7 protein-coding genes and 1 pseudogene are annotated in these 16,605 nt (G+C 74.0%); all 8 read right to left on the bottom strand.

The window, feature by feature from the left end; all coding sequences use genetic code 11:
- Window positions 1-28 precede the first annotated feature (28 nt).
- On the bottom strand, window positions 29-1,870 hold the full coding sequence (gene asnB, locus AB8Z75_RS19220) for an asparagine synthase (glutamine-hydrolyzing) (protein ID WP_369203601.1): 1,842 nt from the start codon (window positions 1,868-1,870) through the stop codon (window positions 29-31).
- Between the two features lie 74 nt (window positions 1,871-1,944).
- Entirely contained in the window at window positions 1,945-4,734 is a 2,790-nt protein-coding gene (locus AB8Z75_RS19215) for a methyltransferase (protein ID WP_369203599.1), read from the bottom strand.
- Complete coding sequence (locus AB8Z75_RS19210) at window positions 4,731-5,870, bottom strand: NAD-dependent epimerase/dehydratase family protein (RefSeq protein WP_369203598.1); 1,140 nt, start codon at window positions 5,868-5,870, stop codon at window positions 4,731-4,733. Before AB8Z75_RS19210 ends, AB8Z75_RS19215 begins: the two co-directional genes overlap by 4 nt.
- A complete protein-coding gene (locus AB8Z75_RS19205; protein ID WP_369203597.1) occupies window positions 5,867-7,621 on the bottom strand; it encodes an ABC transporter ATP-binding protein in 1,755 nt (584 codons plus the stop codon). Before AB8Z75_RS19205 ends, AB8Z75_RS19210 begins: the two co-directional genes overlap by 4 nt.
- A complete protein-coding gene (locus AB8Z75_RS19200) occupies window positions 7,618-9,438 on the bottom strand; it encodes an ABC transporter ATP-binding protein (protein WP_369203595.1) in 1,821 nt (606 codons plus the stop codon). The genes AB8Z75_RS19205 and AB8Z75_RS19200 overlap by 4 nt, the downstream gene beginning before the upstream one ends.
- A gap of 126 nt (window positions 9,439-9,564) precedes the next feature.
- Window positions 9,565-15,105 (bottom strand): amino acid adenylation domain-containing protein, encoded by a 5,541-nt coding sequence (locus AB8Z75_RS19195; protein ID WP_369203593.1) that lies wholly within the window; start codon window positions 15,103-15,105, stop codon window positions 9,565-9,567.
- Complete coding sequence (locus AB8Z75_RS19190; protein WP_369203592.1) at window positions 15,102-15,869, bottom strand: VOC family protein; 768 nt, start codon at window positions 15,867-15,869, stop codon at window positions 15,102-15,104. The genes AB8Z75_RS19195 and AB8Z75_RS19190 overlap by 4 nt, the downstream gene beginning before the upstream one ends.
- Window positions 15,866-16,605 (bottom strand): annotated as a pseudogene (locus tag AB8Z75_RS19185) (hypothetical protein); the annotation flags it as partial. The pseudogene AB8Z75_RS19185 and the gene AB8Z75_RS19190, both read right to left, overlap by 4 nt.

The following is a 16,605-nucleotide window of genomic DNA, read 5'->3' as shown; positions in this document are numbered from 1 at the left end:
CAGTGCGGGCGGGCGGGTGCGACGGCTGTCACGGCAGATCCAGTCCGGGGCGGTACAGGTCGGCCCACACCTGGAAGTCCAGGAGGCGTTCGAGGCCGGTACGCAGGGCGCCGGTCACGGCGGAGGGGTCGGTGTCGGCGGTGCGCCGGGCCCAGCCGGGGTCGAAGACGGCGAACACCGGATGGCCGGGGTCGGCGAGCAGCCGCCGGGTCTGCTCCTGGAGCGCGGTGGCGTAGGCGAGGTCCTGCGTGGAGGGGTACGGGCTCTTGACGCGTTCGGTGACGGAGGTGGGCAGCAGGCGGGCGACGGCCTGTCGCAGCAGGCCCTTCTCGCGGCCGTCGACGGTCTTGAGGGCCCAGGGTGCGTTGTAGACGTAGGAGACGAGGCGGTGGTCGGCGAACGGGACGCGCACCTCCAGGCCGGTCGCCATCGACATGCGGTCCTTGCGGTCGAGCATGGCCCGTACCAGCCGGGTGATGTGGAGGTGGCTGCTGGTGCGCATCCGGCGCTCGAAGGGGTCCTCGCCGGGCAGGTGCTCGACCTTGGCGACGGCTCCGGCGTACTCGTCGGCGACGTAGGCACCGATGTCGAGGGCGTCGCGCAGCTCGGGACGGAGTGGTTCGGTGCGGTCGGCGGTGTAGGTGTTCTGGAACGCCAGCCAGGGGAACGTGTCGGCGTCCCGGGCGGCCGGGTGGTGGAACCAGACGTAGCCGCCGAACAGTTCGTCGGCGAACTCGCCCGACAGCGCGACCGTCGACTGCTCCCGGATGGCGCGGAACAGCAGCAGCATGGAACTGTCGATGTCGCCGAGGCCGATCGGCATGTCCCGGGCGGCGACCACCGCGCGGCGCAGCGACGGGTCGGTCAGCGCGCGGGAGTCGAGGACCACGTTGCGGTGGTCGGCACCGACGTGGGCGGCGACCTCGCGGATGAACGGGGCGTCGGGGGTGTCGCGGAACTCGTCGGGCCGGAAGTTCTCCTCGTAGCCGGCGAAGTCCACGGAGAAGGTACGCGGCTTCTCCCCCACGGTCCGCTGGTGCCGGGCGGCGAGCGCGGTGACGGCGCTGGAGTCCAGGCCACCGGAGAGCAGCACGCACTGGGGTACGTCGGAGACAAGCTGCTCCGGCGCGATCTCGCCGAGCAGGGCCGCGATCCGCTCGACCGTCGTCGAGGCGTCGTCGGTGTGCTCGGCGGTCTCCAGCCGCCAGTAGGTGTGCTCCCGCATCCCGGCGCGGTCGAAGGTGAGCACGGTGCCGGGCTCGACCTCGTACAGGTCCTTCCACAGCGACCAGCCGGGCGCCTTGGTGAAGCCGACGAGTTCGCGCAGGCAGGAGGTGTCGACGCGGCGCGGGAAGGCCGGGTTGGCGAGGACGGCCTTGGGTTCGGAACCGAACAGCAGGCCGTCGGGGGTGCGGTGGTAGTAGAGCGGCTTGACGCCCATGCGGTCGCGGACGAGGACCATGCGCCGGTGCCGCTCGTCCCACAGGGCGAAGGCGTACATGCCGGTGAGGCGCTCGGCGACGGCCTCGCCCCACTCCAGGTAGCCGCGCAGCACGGTCTCGGTGTCGCTGCGGGTGGTGAACCGGTGTCCGCGGCGCTGGAGTTCGGCACGCAGCTCTGGGTGGTTGTAGACCTCGCCGGAGTAGACGAGGGCGACCTCGCCGTCGGGCGTGTCCGCCGTCATCGGCTGAGCGCCGCCCGGCAGGTCGATGACGGCGAGGCGCCGGTGGCCCAGCGCCGCGTGCCGGTACAGGCGCACGCCGCTCGCGTCGGGGCCGCGGTCGGCGAGGGTCGCCGTCATGGCGTCGACCGTGTCGCCCCGCTGGGTGAGATCCTGGTCGAACGCCACCCAGCCGGTGATTCCGCACATGGTGTTCCTCGGTTTCCTATCGGGCCGGCCGCCACGGTGGGCGAAACGGCCGGTGGTTCAGGTGGGCGGGTGGTTCAGGCAGCAGGGCGTCGGACGGCGAAGACGCGGTGGCCCAGCGGGTGGAGTGGGTGGCCGTCGGCGGGCAGGTCGGCGACGGGCAGGAAACCGGCGCCGTCGAGTACGGCACGCCACTGGTCGTGCGTCAGGAAGGAGGCGCCGGTGGCCGACCGGGCGTCGCGTGGCTCCGTCAGCAGGAAGCCCTGCGAGGCCAGCACCCAGTACTCCTCCCGGGTCGGTTCGGTCAGCACCAGCAATCCACCGGGCATCAGCAGCCGGCTCAGCCCACGCATCGAAAGGTCCGTGTCGGCCGCCGCGTTCAGCACCCCGCCCGCCACGACCACGTCGTACGAACCGGCCGCATGCCCCTGCTCGACGGGGTCCCGGTCCACGTCCAGCAGGCCGTACCGCAGCCGGTCGCCGAACCGGCCGCGGGCGTGGTCCAGGAAGAACGGGGACACGTCGGTGAACAGGTACTCCACGGGCGCCCCGGGGAGCCGGTCCAGCTCCGCCAGTACCACCTCGGTGGTGGTCGCCGTGCCACCGCCCGCTTCGAGGACGCGGCGGGCGCCTCCTCCCGTCTCGCGCAGGTGTGCGGCGACGAGCGCGGCGGCGGCGTGGTGCTGGTAGCGGGCGGTGGCGCTCTCCCGGTACAGCGCACGTGCGGTGTCCGTCCCGCCGCGCGGGAAGAGCAGTTCGGCCGCGGAACGCTCACCCCGCATCAGCGCGAGGAGTTCCCCGGCTGAGCGGCGTGCGTAAGTGACGGTCGCGGCGGAGCCGTGGGCGGCACGCCAGCGCTGCCGGGCCGGCCCCCACACCGCGTCCAGGTCGGCGTACGCCTCCGGGTCCGCGGCGCACTGGAGAGCGCCCGAGCCGTCCGCGACGAGCAGCCCCTCCCCGGTCAGTACGGTCAGCCAGCGGAGCAGCAGTCGCCGGTGGTCGTCAGCCGGGCGGACGGCGGCCGCGATCTCCTCGGGGGTGCGGCGCTCTTCCGGGCGGGTGTAGCAGCCGGCTTCGTGGAGAGTGCGCAGCATGCTGTGCAGCGCTGCCCGGGCCACCGTGTGTGCCGCGTCGAGCGAGGCGTGCGGGTCGAGGCCGCGCAGGGCCGCGTCGGCCGCGGCGGAGGCCGTGTCCGCGATGACCCCGGGACTGCCAAAACCGCGGGGTGCGTGGGGTGCCCGGTGCTCCAAGTGCGGGCCCAGCTCCGACCAGGCGGCGGCCTCCTGCGGTCCGGCACCCGGTTCCGTGCAGATCACGCGGGTCAGCGCGGACAGATCGGTCAGGGCGGCGGTGGGCGCGGCGGGCAGCGCACGCACCAGCACGAGAGGGAGGACCGCTTCGGTGGCACCCACCAGTTCGAGGTCGGCGAGCAGCCGGGCGGGCGGAGTGGCGGTTGGGACCGCCGTGACCCGGCCGCCGCGGGCCCAGGTGCCGAGGGCCGCCCGGGCGCCCGCCGGATCGCCCGTCAGGACAAGGGTGTGCGGTGGCGGGCCCGCCGCGGGCCCGGCCTGCGGCCGTGCGACGGCCAAGGCCATGTCCGCCGCGTCCGCCGCGTCCGAGAAGAACCGGACCGCCTCGTCCGGCAGCCGGGTCGCGGGCGCGTGCCGCACCGCCGCGAGGACGGCCGCCGCGTCGAACTCCGCACCGCCGACCGTGCAGACCGGCTCCGGCCCCCGGTCCCCGAGGGCCCGGCGCAGCGGCTCCAGGTCCGCCTCGCCGGTCTCGGGCGCGGTGGCATGCCACAGGTACTGGCCGGCCGGGGCCGGTCCTGCCGCGTCGTCCGGGTAGCGGTTCCGGACGGTGAAGCCGGCCTCGGCCAGGTCCTTCTCCCACTCCCCCGCCGCGGGGAAGACGGTGGCGGTTTTGGCCCTGCCGTCCGTGAAGCGCCCGCGCGGGTTGGCGGCGTGCCGCGACCCTGACGGCGGGGAGAGCAGGAACTGCATCGAGGTCAGGACGGTGTCGCAGTCGCCTGCCGAGTCCACGAGCAGCAGCGTGCCGCCCGGTACCAGCAGACGGCGGATCCCGCGCAGGGTGGCCGGTACGTCGGTGGCGTTGTGGAGCACGTTGGCGGCCACGACGACATCGGCGCTGCCCGCCGGGAAGCCCTGGGCGGCGAAGTCGGCGTCCACGTCGAGCAGCGCCGTCCCGACGCCGAGACGTTCGGCGGCGGCGCCGGTGTACAGCGGGCTGACGTCGGTGAACACGTAGTCGCTGCGGTGGCCTCGCAGTGCGCCCAGGACGGCTTCGGTGGTGGCCCCGGACCCGCCGCCCAGTTCGACCACCCTCATTCGTCCGGGGCCGCGTCGGGCGGCCTCGCCCGCCACCAGGTCAGCGCACCGCTCGTGCAGCCGCCCGGTGAAGGCGTTGCGCTGGTAGGCGCCGAGTGCGGCCACCACTTCGGTGTCCTCGGGCAGCAGATCGGTCAGGGTGACCTGGTCGCTCAGCAGGTCCGGCAGCCGGTCGAGGGCAGCCTGGTGCAGGCGGGCCATCGCCGGAGGGAAGCCGAGCCGCTGGTAGAGGGCGGGCAGCTCGTGCGGGGAGGGCGCGTCGCCCGCCGAAGCGGCGGCGTCGAAGCGGCCGTTGTCGTCGCGCCGAGCCTCCCCGGCGGCGCTGAGCGCGGCCAGCCAGCGCTCCAGGAGGGCGCGGTGGCGCGGGGCCACGGGGAGGCGGTCGGCGATGTCGTCCGCGGTGCCGGGCAGCGCCGGACGCAGTGCGGCGGTCATCGCGGTGCGGCTCAGGTGGTCGAGACGGCGCAGGTGGGGGCGGAGCCGAAGTGCGGCGCGCGCATCGGTGAGCGAGGCTGTCACAGTGCCCCCACTTCGGCGACGGCGTCCGGTGCGAACGGGTCGGCTCCCTCGGGCAGCAGCTCGGCCCGGGCGCACGGAGCCCCACCGTCCGGGCCGGGAGCACGGGTGAGCGTGGCGACGGCGGATTCGGGGTCGAGTGCTTCGGCCGCGAAGTGCCGGCCCGGCGGTATCTCGCCGCGCAGCACGCTCGTCGCCGTGTGGGCGGCGACGGCGCCGCTCAGGGGGGCGTTTCCGGTGCCGTGCAGGACCGCGGCGCGGACGGCCGCGCCCCCGGTGAGGACGACGACCATGGTGACGGCGGGCACACGTCCCGCGAGGTCGAGCCGGGCCGCCCGGCACAGGGCCTCCGCCGCCTCTTCGGGTGGCAGCACATGCACCCGGTCGAGGGCCGCGAGCACGTGCTCGCCTTGTATCAGGGTCAGCCAGTCGCCGTCGCGGACACCGAGGGCCTGTGCGGTCCGCGCGTCCTCGGCGGACAGCTGCGGCAGCACGGTGTGGGTGCCGCGGAAGAACGGCTGGTCGGTGACGCTGTGGCGAGTCAGCGCTCGGGACCGGAGGGCTCCGTCCCGCCAGGCCGCACGGGGGCCGGGGCCCGGGGTGGAGGCGCCGTGCAGGTACTCCAGGGCGGAGGTGCGGGTGAACAGATCCCGCACCCGGGTGCGGACGGTGACCGTTTCGGCCTGTGCCATCCCCCCGGCCTGTGCCAGGCGGGCCACGGCCCGAGGGAAGAGCCCGGTCAGACCGGGGCGCAGGCCGGCGGAGAGCACGGCGGTCCGGCCCGCGCTCCGGTAGCGGCCGTCGTCCAGGAGCGCGTACAGGGCGTCGTCCCCGGCGGCGTCCACGTAGTCGGTGCCCGCCCGCAGTGCCCCGTCGGCGGCGGCGGAACCGGTGAGGTGGGAGGGGCCCGCGCAGTTGACCAGGACGCTGAGCCCCTTGGCGAATGCCGTCACGCTGTCGCCGTCGCGGACGTCCACCACCCGGTGTTCCACCGCCGTGTCGCCGGGCAGGTGGCGGGCGCGGAACTCCGCCGCCGCGCGCGCCGACCGCCCACCGACGCGCACCCGGTGGCCGGCCCGGCGCAGGGCCAGGACGGCGTGGGCTCCCACGTCCCCGTAGCCGCCGATCACGCCGATCACCGGGTCACCTCGGCCGGGCTGTCCGGCACCAGGCGCCAGCCGCGGCTGCGGCGGCGACGCTCCCAGAAGCGGGCGTACAGGCCGCTGGCGGCGAGGAGTTCGTCATGGGTGCCGCGCTCGCTGACCCGGCCCTCGTCCAGGACGAGGATCTGGTCGGCGGCCACGACGGTGGACAGCTGGTGGGCGATCACCAGCAGGGTGGAGTCCGCCATGAGGGTACGCAGGGCGCGCTGGACGTACTTCTCGTTCTCCGGGTCGAGCGCCGCGGTGGCCTCGTCCAACAGGACGACCGGGGCGCGCTTGAGGACGGCGCGGGCGACGGACACGCGCTGCCGTTCACCGCCGGACAGGGAGGCGCCGCCCTCACCGACGCGGGTGGCCAGGCCGTCCGGCAGCCGTTCGACGATCTCGTGCACGCCGGCAATCCGGGCGGCCTCGCGCACCTCCTCGTCGGTGGCGTCGGGCCGGCCGACGCGGATGTTGCCCTCCAGACTGTCGTCGAAGAGGTACACGTCCTGCTGGACCAGGGCCAGTTGGGCCATCAGCTGCTCGACCGGCATCTCGCGCACGTCGGTGCCGCCGACACGGACCGATCCGACGTCGGCGTCGAAGAAGCGGGCGATCAGCCGGACCAGCGTGGTCTTGCCGGCACCGGACGCCCCGACCACCGCGGTCATGGTGCGGGGCGGGATGTGCAGGGAGACGTCCCGCAGAACCGGGTTGTCGTCCTCGTAGCCGAAGGTGACCTTGTCGAAGGTGATCTCGCCGGAGCGCTCAAGGGCGGTCGGGGTGTCGGTGTCGGGCAGCGGCTCCTCGTCCAGCAGGGCGGCGACCCTGCCGAGGTCGTTGCCCGCCATGCGCAGCATGCCGCTCATACCGGCCGCCTCCGACAGCGGCCCGACGAACCGGGCGGCGAGCGCGAGGAGTGCGACCAGGGCGGCGGGCCCCACGGCGCCGCGCAGCGCGAGGGCCACGCCGGTGGCGACGAGGGCGGCGAAGCACAGCTGAACGGCGAGGCCGTTGGCGAGCAGCCGGGGCATGGTCTCGGCGAGCATCCGGCCCCCCGCCCGGCTGCGTGCGTCCACCGCGGCCTCCAGCGGGGCGTAGCCCTCGCGGTCGCGTCCGAAGGCCCGCAGGGTCTTCTGCGCCCGCGCGAACTCCACCACCCGGTTGCCGGCCTGCGCGTCAGCGGAGTCCCGCTGGTGCTCGCTGCGGCCGATCCAGGCCGCGGACCAGCGGTGGGTGGCGTACAGCAGCGGTGCGCAGCACACCAGGACGAGGCCGAGCCGCCAGTCCAGGACGAGCATGGCGAGCACGACGGTGGCGGGGGTGACGATGCCGCTGACGACCGGGGTGAGCAGATGGGCGAAGACGTTGCTGACCGTGAAGGTGCCGGTGGTCGCCGAACGCGCGACCCGGCCGACCTTCTCGGAGGTGAACCAGCCCAGCGGCAGCCGGACCAGGTGATCGCCGAGCCGGTCGTGCAGGGTGGTGAGGGTGACGACGGCCAGCGAGAAGCCCCGCATGGCCTGCTGGTAGCGAGCGGCGCAGGTCGCCACGACGAGCACCGCGAGCACCGCGAGGTGCCGCAGGGCGCCGCTGGTGTCCCCGTCGAACAGCGAACGCAGGACGGGTACGAGGAAGGCCATGGCGACGCCTTCGAGGACCCCGTAGGCGATCAGCCAGGCGAGGTAGCGGCGCAGCGCGCCCCGGTGTTCGGGCCCCAGGACGGTGGCCAGGTGGCGGATCATCGGTCGGTCTCCTCGGTCTCCTCGGTCTCCTCGGCCGGCTCGGCGGGTTCGGCTCGCACGGCGGATTCGGCTCGCACGGCGGATTCGGCTCGCCCCGTCGGCTCGGCCCGCTCGGACAGCACGGCCGGCTCGGTGTCAGGCGTGCCGGCGGGGCGGTGGGCCGCCCACATGCGGGCGTAGCGGCCGTCGGCGGCGAGCAGTTCGGTGTGCGTGCCCTGCTCGGCGACCCGTCCCGCGTCGAGGACGAGGATCTGGTCGGCGCCGGTGATGGTGGACAGCCGATGGGCGACGACGATCACGGTGCGGCCCCGCACGAGAGTGGAGAGGGCGTCCTGGATCTCCGCCTCGGACTCGGCGTCGGCGTACGCGGTGGCCTCGTCGAGGACGAGGACGGGCGCGTCGGCGAGCAGGGCGCGGGCGATGGTGAGCCGCTGGGCCTCGCCGCCGGAGAACCGTGCGTCCTCGCCGACGACCGAGTCGTAACCGCGCGGCAGCCGCGTGACGCGCTCGTGGATACGAGCGGTGGTCGCGGCGGCGACGAGTTCGGCGTCGGTGGCGTCCGGGCGGCCCAGACGCAGGTTGTCGGCGACCGTACCGTGCAGCAGTTGCACGTCCTGCAGGACGAACCCGACGTGCCGGTACAGCTCCTCGGGTGCCATGTCGCGAACGTCCGTGCCTCCGATGCGGACCGCGCCGGCGTCCACGTCGTGGAACCTCGGCACGAGTGCGGCAAGCGTCGACTTGCCGGCGCCGGATCCGCCGACGAGGGCGGTGACGGTGCCTGCCCGGCAGGTGAGGTCGATGCCGTGGAGCACCGGGCGGCCGGGCTCGTATCCGAAGAGGACACCGTCGAGGACGACGTCGTTGCCGTTCGGCCGCTGCGGCAGGTCGGTGACCGGCAGTTCCGGGACGTCCAGCAGCGCGGTGATGCGCCCGGCTGCGGCCACCGCCTTGCGCTGCGCGGTGAGGCCCTGGTTGAGGGTGAGCAGGGTGGTGGGCAGGACGGCGGCGACCAGCACCTCGGCGAGGACGTCGGAGGGAGAGACCCAGCCCTCGTGCGTGAACCAGATTCCGCCGGCCATCCCGACGACGGAGATCACCGGCACGGACAGCGCCATGGAGGTGTATGCCTCCAGCTTGAGCACCGGCCGTACCCAGCCCGCGTACTGGTCGCCGTAGGCGTGAACGGCCTCGCGGTATCCGGCGTGGGCGCGGCGGGTGCCGCCGAACACCTTGACGACGCCGATGCCGTGCACGAATTCCACCACGGCGGCGCTGACCCGGCCGAAGGCGGAGTCCAGCTCGGTCATCTTCTCGGTGAAGCCGCGCATCATGAAGGCGTAGGCGGTGAAGTAGACGGGCAGGGTGGCGAGCGCCAGCAGGGCGAGCCGCCAGTCGACCCAGAGCAGGTAGCCGAGACCGGCCAGCGGCAGAGTGACCGCGCCGGAGAGTTCGACGTCGTGGTGGGCGATCAGGTGGTGCAGGTCGTCGATGTCCTCCTGGGCGGCCTTGCGGACCTGTCCCGAGGTGGTGGCCGAGTACCAGCCCAGCGGCACCCGGCCGAGCTTGGCGACCATGCGGCGCCGCAGGTCGGCCTGGAGCCGGCCGTCGGCGAGGTGGGTGATCCACAAAGCGGTGCCGTTGCAGCTCCAGCCGATGACCAGGGTCACGGCGACGGCGACGGCCGCGGTGACCACGCGGTCGCGGTCCAGGGGGCCGTCGGCGAGCAGGGTGCGGCCGATCTCGGCGATGCCGACGAAGGGCACCAGGTTGGTGACGGCACCGATCGCGCCGAGAACGATGCCCAGCCGGGTCATCCAGGCGACGGGGCGGCGCAGTTGGCGCAGCGCATCGGCGGTACGCCGCCTCGTCGCGGTCGTCGGGGGGCGTTGGCGGCGGGGCTTCGGGCTGCTCGGGCGCGGTCGTGGATTCGGTGGTGGTGGTCATCGGGCGGTGACTCCCTTGGTGTCCCGGCCCGGCCGCAGCGGGGCCGCCAGGTGCTCGGCAACCGTGTGCACGTGGGGCAGTTCGATGATGCTGAAGTGGTTGCCGGGTATGTCGGCGACGGTGAACCTGCCGAGGCAGGTCTCGGCCCAGAAGGGCTCGGCGAGGTGGCCGACGCCGCCGGTGACGCCGAACGACTGCTGTTCTTCGGCCCGCAGGAACGTCATGTCGCCCGCGTAGGGCTCCAGTTGCAAGTGAGCCGCCTTCATGCTGTGCCGGCAGGTGCGGAACAGGGCGGGGACCAGCTCGGCGTCGACCGGTACCTGAGCGTTGTCCTGGGCGGCGCGGGCGTAGCCGGCCAGCCGCTCCTCCTGGGGACGTTCGGCGGCGCGGCGGGCGGCGGCGGCCACCGCTGCCAGTCCTTCGTCGCCGTCCAGCGCACCCAGCGCGCCGGCCTGTATGCGTCCGCTCCCGCGTGCGGTGAGCAGTTCCACCGCACGGTAGACGTCCCGGTCGGCGACGCCCGGTCCGAAGACGGCGGGCACCGGATCCAGGCCGAGGTTGGGCACGAAGATGGACTCGTAGGCCAGTTCCTCGTCGGTGTCCAGGAACATCGGGATGCTGTCCACCAGGGTCAGATCGTCCACCCTGAGACCGCGTTCGGTCAGCCGCCTGGCGACCTCGGTGGCCAGCAGCCCGCCCAGGCAGTAGCCGATCAGCTGGAAGCGGGTGTATCCCTCGTCGGCGAGGCGTCGGGCGTAGCGGTCGGCAACGGTCGCCACCAGTTGCTCCGGCGGCGTCGCCGTGTAGATTTCGGCGTCGGCGACGGCCACGCCGATGACCGGGCCGAGGTCCTGGGCGGCCAGCGCCCGGCCGAGGTGCTGGAAGTAGTCCAGGGTGCCGAGTGCCGCGTGGAACATGACCCGCACGGTGCCGTCCGGGTGCGGGGCGCCTCCGAACGGGACGAGGAGGGCATTGCCTCCGGTCTCGCGGGACTCGCCGGGTGCGGCTCCCGCGCCGGACTCCCCGGACGTGCTCAGGGCGCGGGCGAGTGCCTGGACGGTGGGCTCGTTGAGCATCTGCCGCAGCAGCGCGTCGTAGGCGAAGGCCGCCGCCTCGGGCACGTCTTCCCGCAGCCGGCCGGCCACCCGGGCCAGGATCAGCGAGTCGGCGCCGTGGTCGTAGAAGTTGTCCTCGGGCGCGAGCGCGGTGATCCCGAGGGCCGTGGCCCACAGCGCGCACAGCCGCTCCTCCAGTCCGGCGTCGGCGCCGGGCGCCTCCACCTCCGCGCCGGCCAGTTCACCCGGGCGTCGCGCTGCCAGTGCCCGGCGGTCGATCTTGCCGTTGGCGGTGACCGGCAGCGCGTCGACGATCTGCAGCTGGGCGGGCACCATGGCCGCGGGCAGCCGCTCGGCGGCGAACGCGGCGACCTCTTCCGGGCGCACCGGTGCCCGGTCCGTCTTCGCGCGCAGCACGAACAGCCGGTGTCCGGCCGGCTCGAAGGCGTGGCCGGAGCCCGGCAGGGTCAGCACGTCCTCCGCTCCGGCACGCTCGAACACGTCACGCCAGCCCGCCTCGTCAAGCAGCGGGCACGTCCCGTACTCGTGGTCACCGTCGCCCGGCTCCATCAAGAACCCCTGGGTGAGCAGGATGTGCGGGTGAGCGCCGACCGGTTCGGTCACCACCAGCAGCCCTCCCGGCGCGAGGAGTTCGACCGCGGCCCGCACCGCACGGGCGCTGTCCCGCGCGCTGTTGAGCATTCCGGCACACACCACGAGGTCGGCGGAGTTCGGCGGCAGCCCCTGCGCGAGGAGGCCGCGGTCGACGTCCACCACGCCGTAGCGCACCCCCTGCCCGTGGAACGCGGCGCGTGCCCGGGGCAGGAAGGACGGGCTGACATCGGTGAACAGGTAGTCCACGGCGAGCCCTTCGAGCAGCGGCAGGACCGACTCGGTGGTCGCGCCGATGCCGGCGCCCAGTTCCACGACGCGCAGCGGCCCGGGTCCTTCGTGCTCGGCCGCCCGGCGGTGGACGACGGCGGCGAGGGCGGCGTTGAGGTGGCGGGAGAGGGCGTCGTCCCGGTAGACGGCGCGGGCGGGGGCGTCGTCCCCTTCGGGGAAGAGCAGGTCGAAGGGGTTGAGGCGGTCCTCAAGGAGCGCGTCCAGGCGCTCCGCGTGCGCGCGGTGATAGGCGAGGTAGTCGTCCGTGCACAGGCCGTCCGCGACGCCGCGGGCCACCTCGTGCCAGGCGCGCGCGACGTCCTCGGGACCGGCCTGATGCGCGGCCCGGTAGCGGCCGTCCGCGTCCCGCCTCAGCAGCTCGGCGTCCGTTAGCGCCACGAGCCAGTGCCGCACCAGCCAGCGGTGCCGTGGAGCCACTCGGGCCGCGTCCAGCATCTCGTCCGTGCTCTCGGCCTCGTCGGCCGGCGCTCCGCGCCGCCGCAGGGCATCGAGCATGGTCAGCAGGGACGCCCGCCGCAGGGCCTCGTGATGGGCGGCGATCCGCTCGGCTCCGGCGCCGGGCAGGAGACGGTCGGCGTAGCGCTGGGCGGCGGTCTTGAGCCGGGTGTCCCGGGCAGTCTCGTCCGGCCGGGTGCGCGGGGCCGGTTCGACGAAGCCGAGCAGAGTACGGTCGCCGCCGGCGTCGCTCACCACGGCCGCGGCGGCGCCTGCCGCCGGGTGGGCCAGCAAGGCGGCCTCGACCTCGCCGAGTTCGATACGGTGGCCGCGGATCTTGACCTGGTTGTCGTCCCGGCCGAGGAACTCGATCTCGCCGCCGGGCAGATAGCGGCCCACGTCACCGGTCCGGTACAGCCGCTGCCCGTCGCGCGGGTGGCCGGGGAATCTGCGGGCGGTGAGATCCGGATCGCCGAGGTAGCCGAGCGCCAGCCCCTCCCCCGTGATGCAGAGTTCGCCGGGGGCCCAGACCGGACAGTCCTCCCCGTCCTCGCCCAGCACCCGGAATCCCTGGTTCCGCAGCGGAACGCCGTAGGGGATGCTGGTGCGGCCGTCGTCCGCCTCGGTGATCGGGTGGTGGATGGACCAGATGGCCGCCTCGGTGGCACCACCGAGGGAGGTCAGCGAGAGCCCGGGCAGCAGGGTTCGCAGCCGGCCGGGCAGCGGCACGGGGATCCAGTCGCCGGAGAGCAGGGCCAGCCGCAGGGTGGGCAATTCGACGGGCTCGGTGGTCACGTAGTCAGCGAGCATGTGGAGTTGTGCCGGCACGGAGTTCCACAGGGTCACACCGTGCTCGGCGACCAGCCGCGCCCAGTGGGACGGGTCGGCGCCGCGCGCAGGATCGGGCAGGACCAGGGCGGCGCCCGTGGCGAGCGCGCCGAAGACGTCGTACACCGACAGGTCGAAGCCGAGCTGGGCGAGCTGGAGCACCCGGTCGCCGCCGGTGATCCCGAATCTGTCGTTGATGTCGGTGACGGTGTTGAGCGCGGCGCGGTGGGAGGTGACGACCCCCTTGGGATCGCCGGTGGAGCCGGAGGTGTAGATGACGTAGGCGGGTGCCTCGGGGTCGCCGTCCGCCGGAACCGGCAGTGCGGTGGAGGGTATGAGGCGGTCGACGTCGCTGCGGTCGACGCCCTCGGGGCGCCCCTCGCCGTCGTCCACCCAGTCCACCCAGTCCACCCAGGATTGGGTGAGGATGTGCCGGGCGCCCGAGGCGGTCAGCAGCCGGGCGCGCCGCAGCGTGGGCTGGGTGGTGTCGACGGGCACGTAGACGCAGCCCGCCAGCAAGGCGCCCAGTACGGCGGCGGCCTGTTCGGGGCCCTTGTCCATGACGACGGCGATCCGGTCTCCTTCGGTGCGGCCCGCCGCGCGCAGGGCGTCGGCCACGGCCCCGGCACTCCGGGCCAGTTCGCCGTAGCTGACCGTGCCGAAGGCGCCCAGCAGCGCCGGTGCGTCGGGGTGGGCGGCGGCGCGGGCGAAGAAGCCCTCGTGCAGCAGGCCGTCGGGCAGCGGTCCCGCCGTGTCGTTGGCGGCGCGGCGCTCCTCGGCCTGCCAGGCGGGCAGGGCGACGGGCTCGGCGCTGTCCCAGGCGTCGGGCTCGTCGGCGAGCGCTTCGAGCAGCGCGCCGAAAGTGCCCAGCATGTCCTCGGCCATCCCCTCGGGCAGCACGCCCCGCCTGATGTCCCAGTTGACCTCCAGGTCGCCGGAGCCGTCACCGACCTGGCAGTCCAGGAAGACCTGCGGGGTCTGGGTGATGCCCGCCCCCAGGGTGCGCCCGCTTCCCTCCGACGAGCCGGGGCCCAGCCCCAGCGAGCTGGTGAAGACGTACGGCATCAGGGTCGCGTCCCGGCCGCGGGCCCGGGTGAGGTCGCGGATGACCTCCACCCCGGAGTACAGGCGGTGGTCGAGATCGGTGAACAGGCGCTCGCCCAGCCGCTTCGCCCGCTCCGCGGGAGCCGCTCCGGCCTGCTCCTCGACCGCGAGCAGGGTGACGGAGGTGAAGTCGCCGACCAGGCGGTCGACGTCCGGATGCAGGGGCAGGCGGTTGAGCAGCGTCAGGTTGACGGTGAAGGACTTGCGGCGGCTCCATCGCTCCAGAACCGACACGTACGCGGCCAGGACGACGGTGGTGGGGGTCAGTCCGCGGTCCGCCGCCCGGCCACGCAGTCGTTCCCAGGCCGGCTGCGGCATGCGGTGGGACAGCCGCACGAACCGGGGTTCGCGCTCGGCGGGTGCGGTGACCAGCGGCAGGTCGGGCGCGGGAGGCAGGGAGTCCAGTCGCGAACGCCAGTAGTCGCGGTCGCGGCGGTGGCGCGCGGTGGCGCGCTGGGTGCGTTCGGCCAGGACGTAGTCGCGGAAGGAGATCGCAGACGTCGGCAGCCCGGAGGTGTCCGAGGGGTCGGGTGAGGCCAGGAGGGTGTCCAGCTCGTCGAGCAGGATCGCGGCGCTGGCCCAGTCGGCCACCAGGGAGTCCAGCGAGAAGTGCAGTATGTCTCCGTCGGGCAGCCGGGTCACCCGCAGCTCGAACAGGGGCCAGCGGGCGGTGTCGTAGGTGCGGTGGCCCATGTCGGCCCGCACCTCTTCCAGCTGCGCCGTGCCGCGGTCCGGTGCGTCGCGCAGGTCGGCGACGGCGACTCGGCAGCGCTCCACCTCGGGCAGGACCTGCTGGTAGCCGTCCTCGTAGACGACCGCACGCAGCATGTCGTGCCGGGCGATCAGGGCGTTCCAGGCGTCCTCCAGGGCCGCGGGGGCGAGGCGGGGGTAGTGGACCTCCAGGTAGCCGTGGCAGGCGACCCCGCCGTGCCCGAACGGGTCCCGCCTGCCCAGCAGGTAGGCGCTCTGCACGTCGGTGAGCGGGAACGGCTCGTGGGCGGCGGCGGGATCGGCGGTGACCGTACGTGCGGCGTCCTCCGCGTCCAGCAGGGCGACGACCTGTTCCTTGTGCGCGCGCATGGCGGCGCGGCGTTCCTCGGTGAGGACGCCCTGCGGGGCCCGGAAGCGTATCTGGCCGTTCTCACTCCACAACTCGACTCCCAAATCGGTGAGTTCGTCGAGCAGGCCGGCCGCGGTGGTGTGTGCGGTCATGACGTGGAGGACCCCTTGTCGTGGGTGATGGGCGGCATAGGTGTGGTGTCGGCCGGGACGAGTACGGCGCCGTGCAGCAGGGCCCGGTCGAGCGGTTCGGCCAGTCCGGCGAGGTGCACGTCGCGCACGGCGGTCACCGGTGCCTCCTCCAGCCGCAGGCCCGGTGCGTCGCCCGCCAGGCGCCGGACGGCGGGCAGGTCCGCCGGGCGGACCCCGAGCACGATCCGGGAGATCGCCCGCGCTCCGTTGGGATGGCGTACGTCGGCGGGGTGCTGCGGCGGGTCGTAGGCAGTGACCAGGAACGGCAGGCGTCCGGACCTCGGGTAGGAGAAGGCGAAGTGCGTCTCGTTGCCGTCGGGACGCCGTCGCCTCCAGCGGACGGCGCGCCCGCATGGCACCCCGTCGGCAGCGAGTTCCCTGGTGAGGTCGGCCAGTTCGACGTCCTCCACCAGGAGGGCCAGATCGCAGAAGCCTTCCTCCTGGCCGGCCCAGCGGAGCATGCGCTCGCCCGCACCCCGGCCGAAGCGAAGGTCGACGGCCAGTCGCATCCAGCGGGCCACCGGGGGCGTGGTCACCAGCTCGATCACCGGCCCCTCTGGAAACCAGACGTGCGCGTGCAGCGCCTTGCGCTCGGGAGCGGTCGCGTAGGCGACCTGGAAGCCGGCAGCACGGAAGCCGTCGACCGCGCGGGGCAAGTCGTGCACCCGGACCAGGACGTGACTGCACCGCCGTGAGAGGGAGGGGCGGGGAGAAGGTTCAGTCATCGGGTCGGACCTTCCGCGGAGTCGGTGGTGAAGGAGGCGACGGCGCCGGCCGCGGCATCCCGCAGGTCGGTCCAGGGCACGACGGGCGGCTCGGGGGGCGTGATCAGCTCGGGCATGCCGAGCTGTGCGGTCAGGTCGGCCCAGCAGCGGGACACCGAGAGCGCCCACTGTCCGGCCGCCGGCCGCCGGAGCGGGTCGGCCGCGGCCTCGCGCAGGCGGTGCAGGGCGGCCAGGACTGCCCGCGGCCACAGGCGGGCGAAGATTTGGTGGTAGCTGTCGGCGGCCGGGTGCAGTGGGACGGTGGACGGGGTGGCGAGCCGTTCGGTGCCGGGCCCGGCGAGGATCAGGCGTCCGGTGGCATCGCGCGGCGCGTGCAGGCGCGGGTTCCACAGCACGGGTCCGTGGGTGTCGGCAAGGGAGAGCACACCGGCGTCCGTACCGAGGGCGATGCGGTGCAGCAGGTGGGAGTGGTTGTCCGGGTCGTCCGGGTGCACTGCGTTCTGCACCCGGAGGGTGACGGGCGTGCCGCCGACCACGGCATGCAGTGTGCGGAACGGCTGCGCCCCGTCGGCGGGACCGGCGAGCATGCGGTGCAGCAGGTGGGAGTGGTTGTCCGGGTCGTCCGGGTGCACTGCGTTCTGCACCCGGAGGGTGACGGGCGTGCCGCCGACCACGGCATGCAGCGTGCGGAACGGCTGTGCCCCCTCGGCCGCACCGCCGAGTGGGGCGTCGGGGG

This window comes from Streptomyces sp. PU-14G, assembly GCF_041028275.1.
In the GTDB taxonomy this organism is placed as follows: domain Bacteria; phylum Actinomycetota; class Actinomycetes; order Streptomycetales; family Streptomycetaceae; genus Streptomyces.
This window is presented reverse-complemented; position numbering and strand designations above follow the sequence as displayed.

Coding starts and splice junctions, on each gene's coding strand:
- asnB (WP_369203601.1), bottom strand. CDS start 1,870: ATGTGCGGAATCACCGGCTGGGTGGCGTTCGACCAGGATCTCACCCAG.
- AB8Z75_RS19205 (WP_369203597.1), bottom strand. CDS start 7,621: ATGATCCGCCACCTGGCCACCGTCCTGGGGCCCGAACACCGGGGCGCG.
- AB8Z75_RS19200 (WP_369203595.1), bottom strand. CDS start 9,438: ATGACCCGGCTGGGCATCGTTCTCGGCGCGATCGGTGCCGTCACCAAC.
- AB8Z75_RS19195 (WP_369203593.1), bottom strand. CDS start 15,105: ATGACCGCACACACCACCGCGGCCGGCCTGCTCGACGAACTCACCGAT.
- AB8Z75_RS19190 (WP_369203592.1), bottom strand. CDS start 15,869: ATGACTGAACCTTCTCCCCGCCCCTCCCTCTCACGGCGGTGCAGTCAC.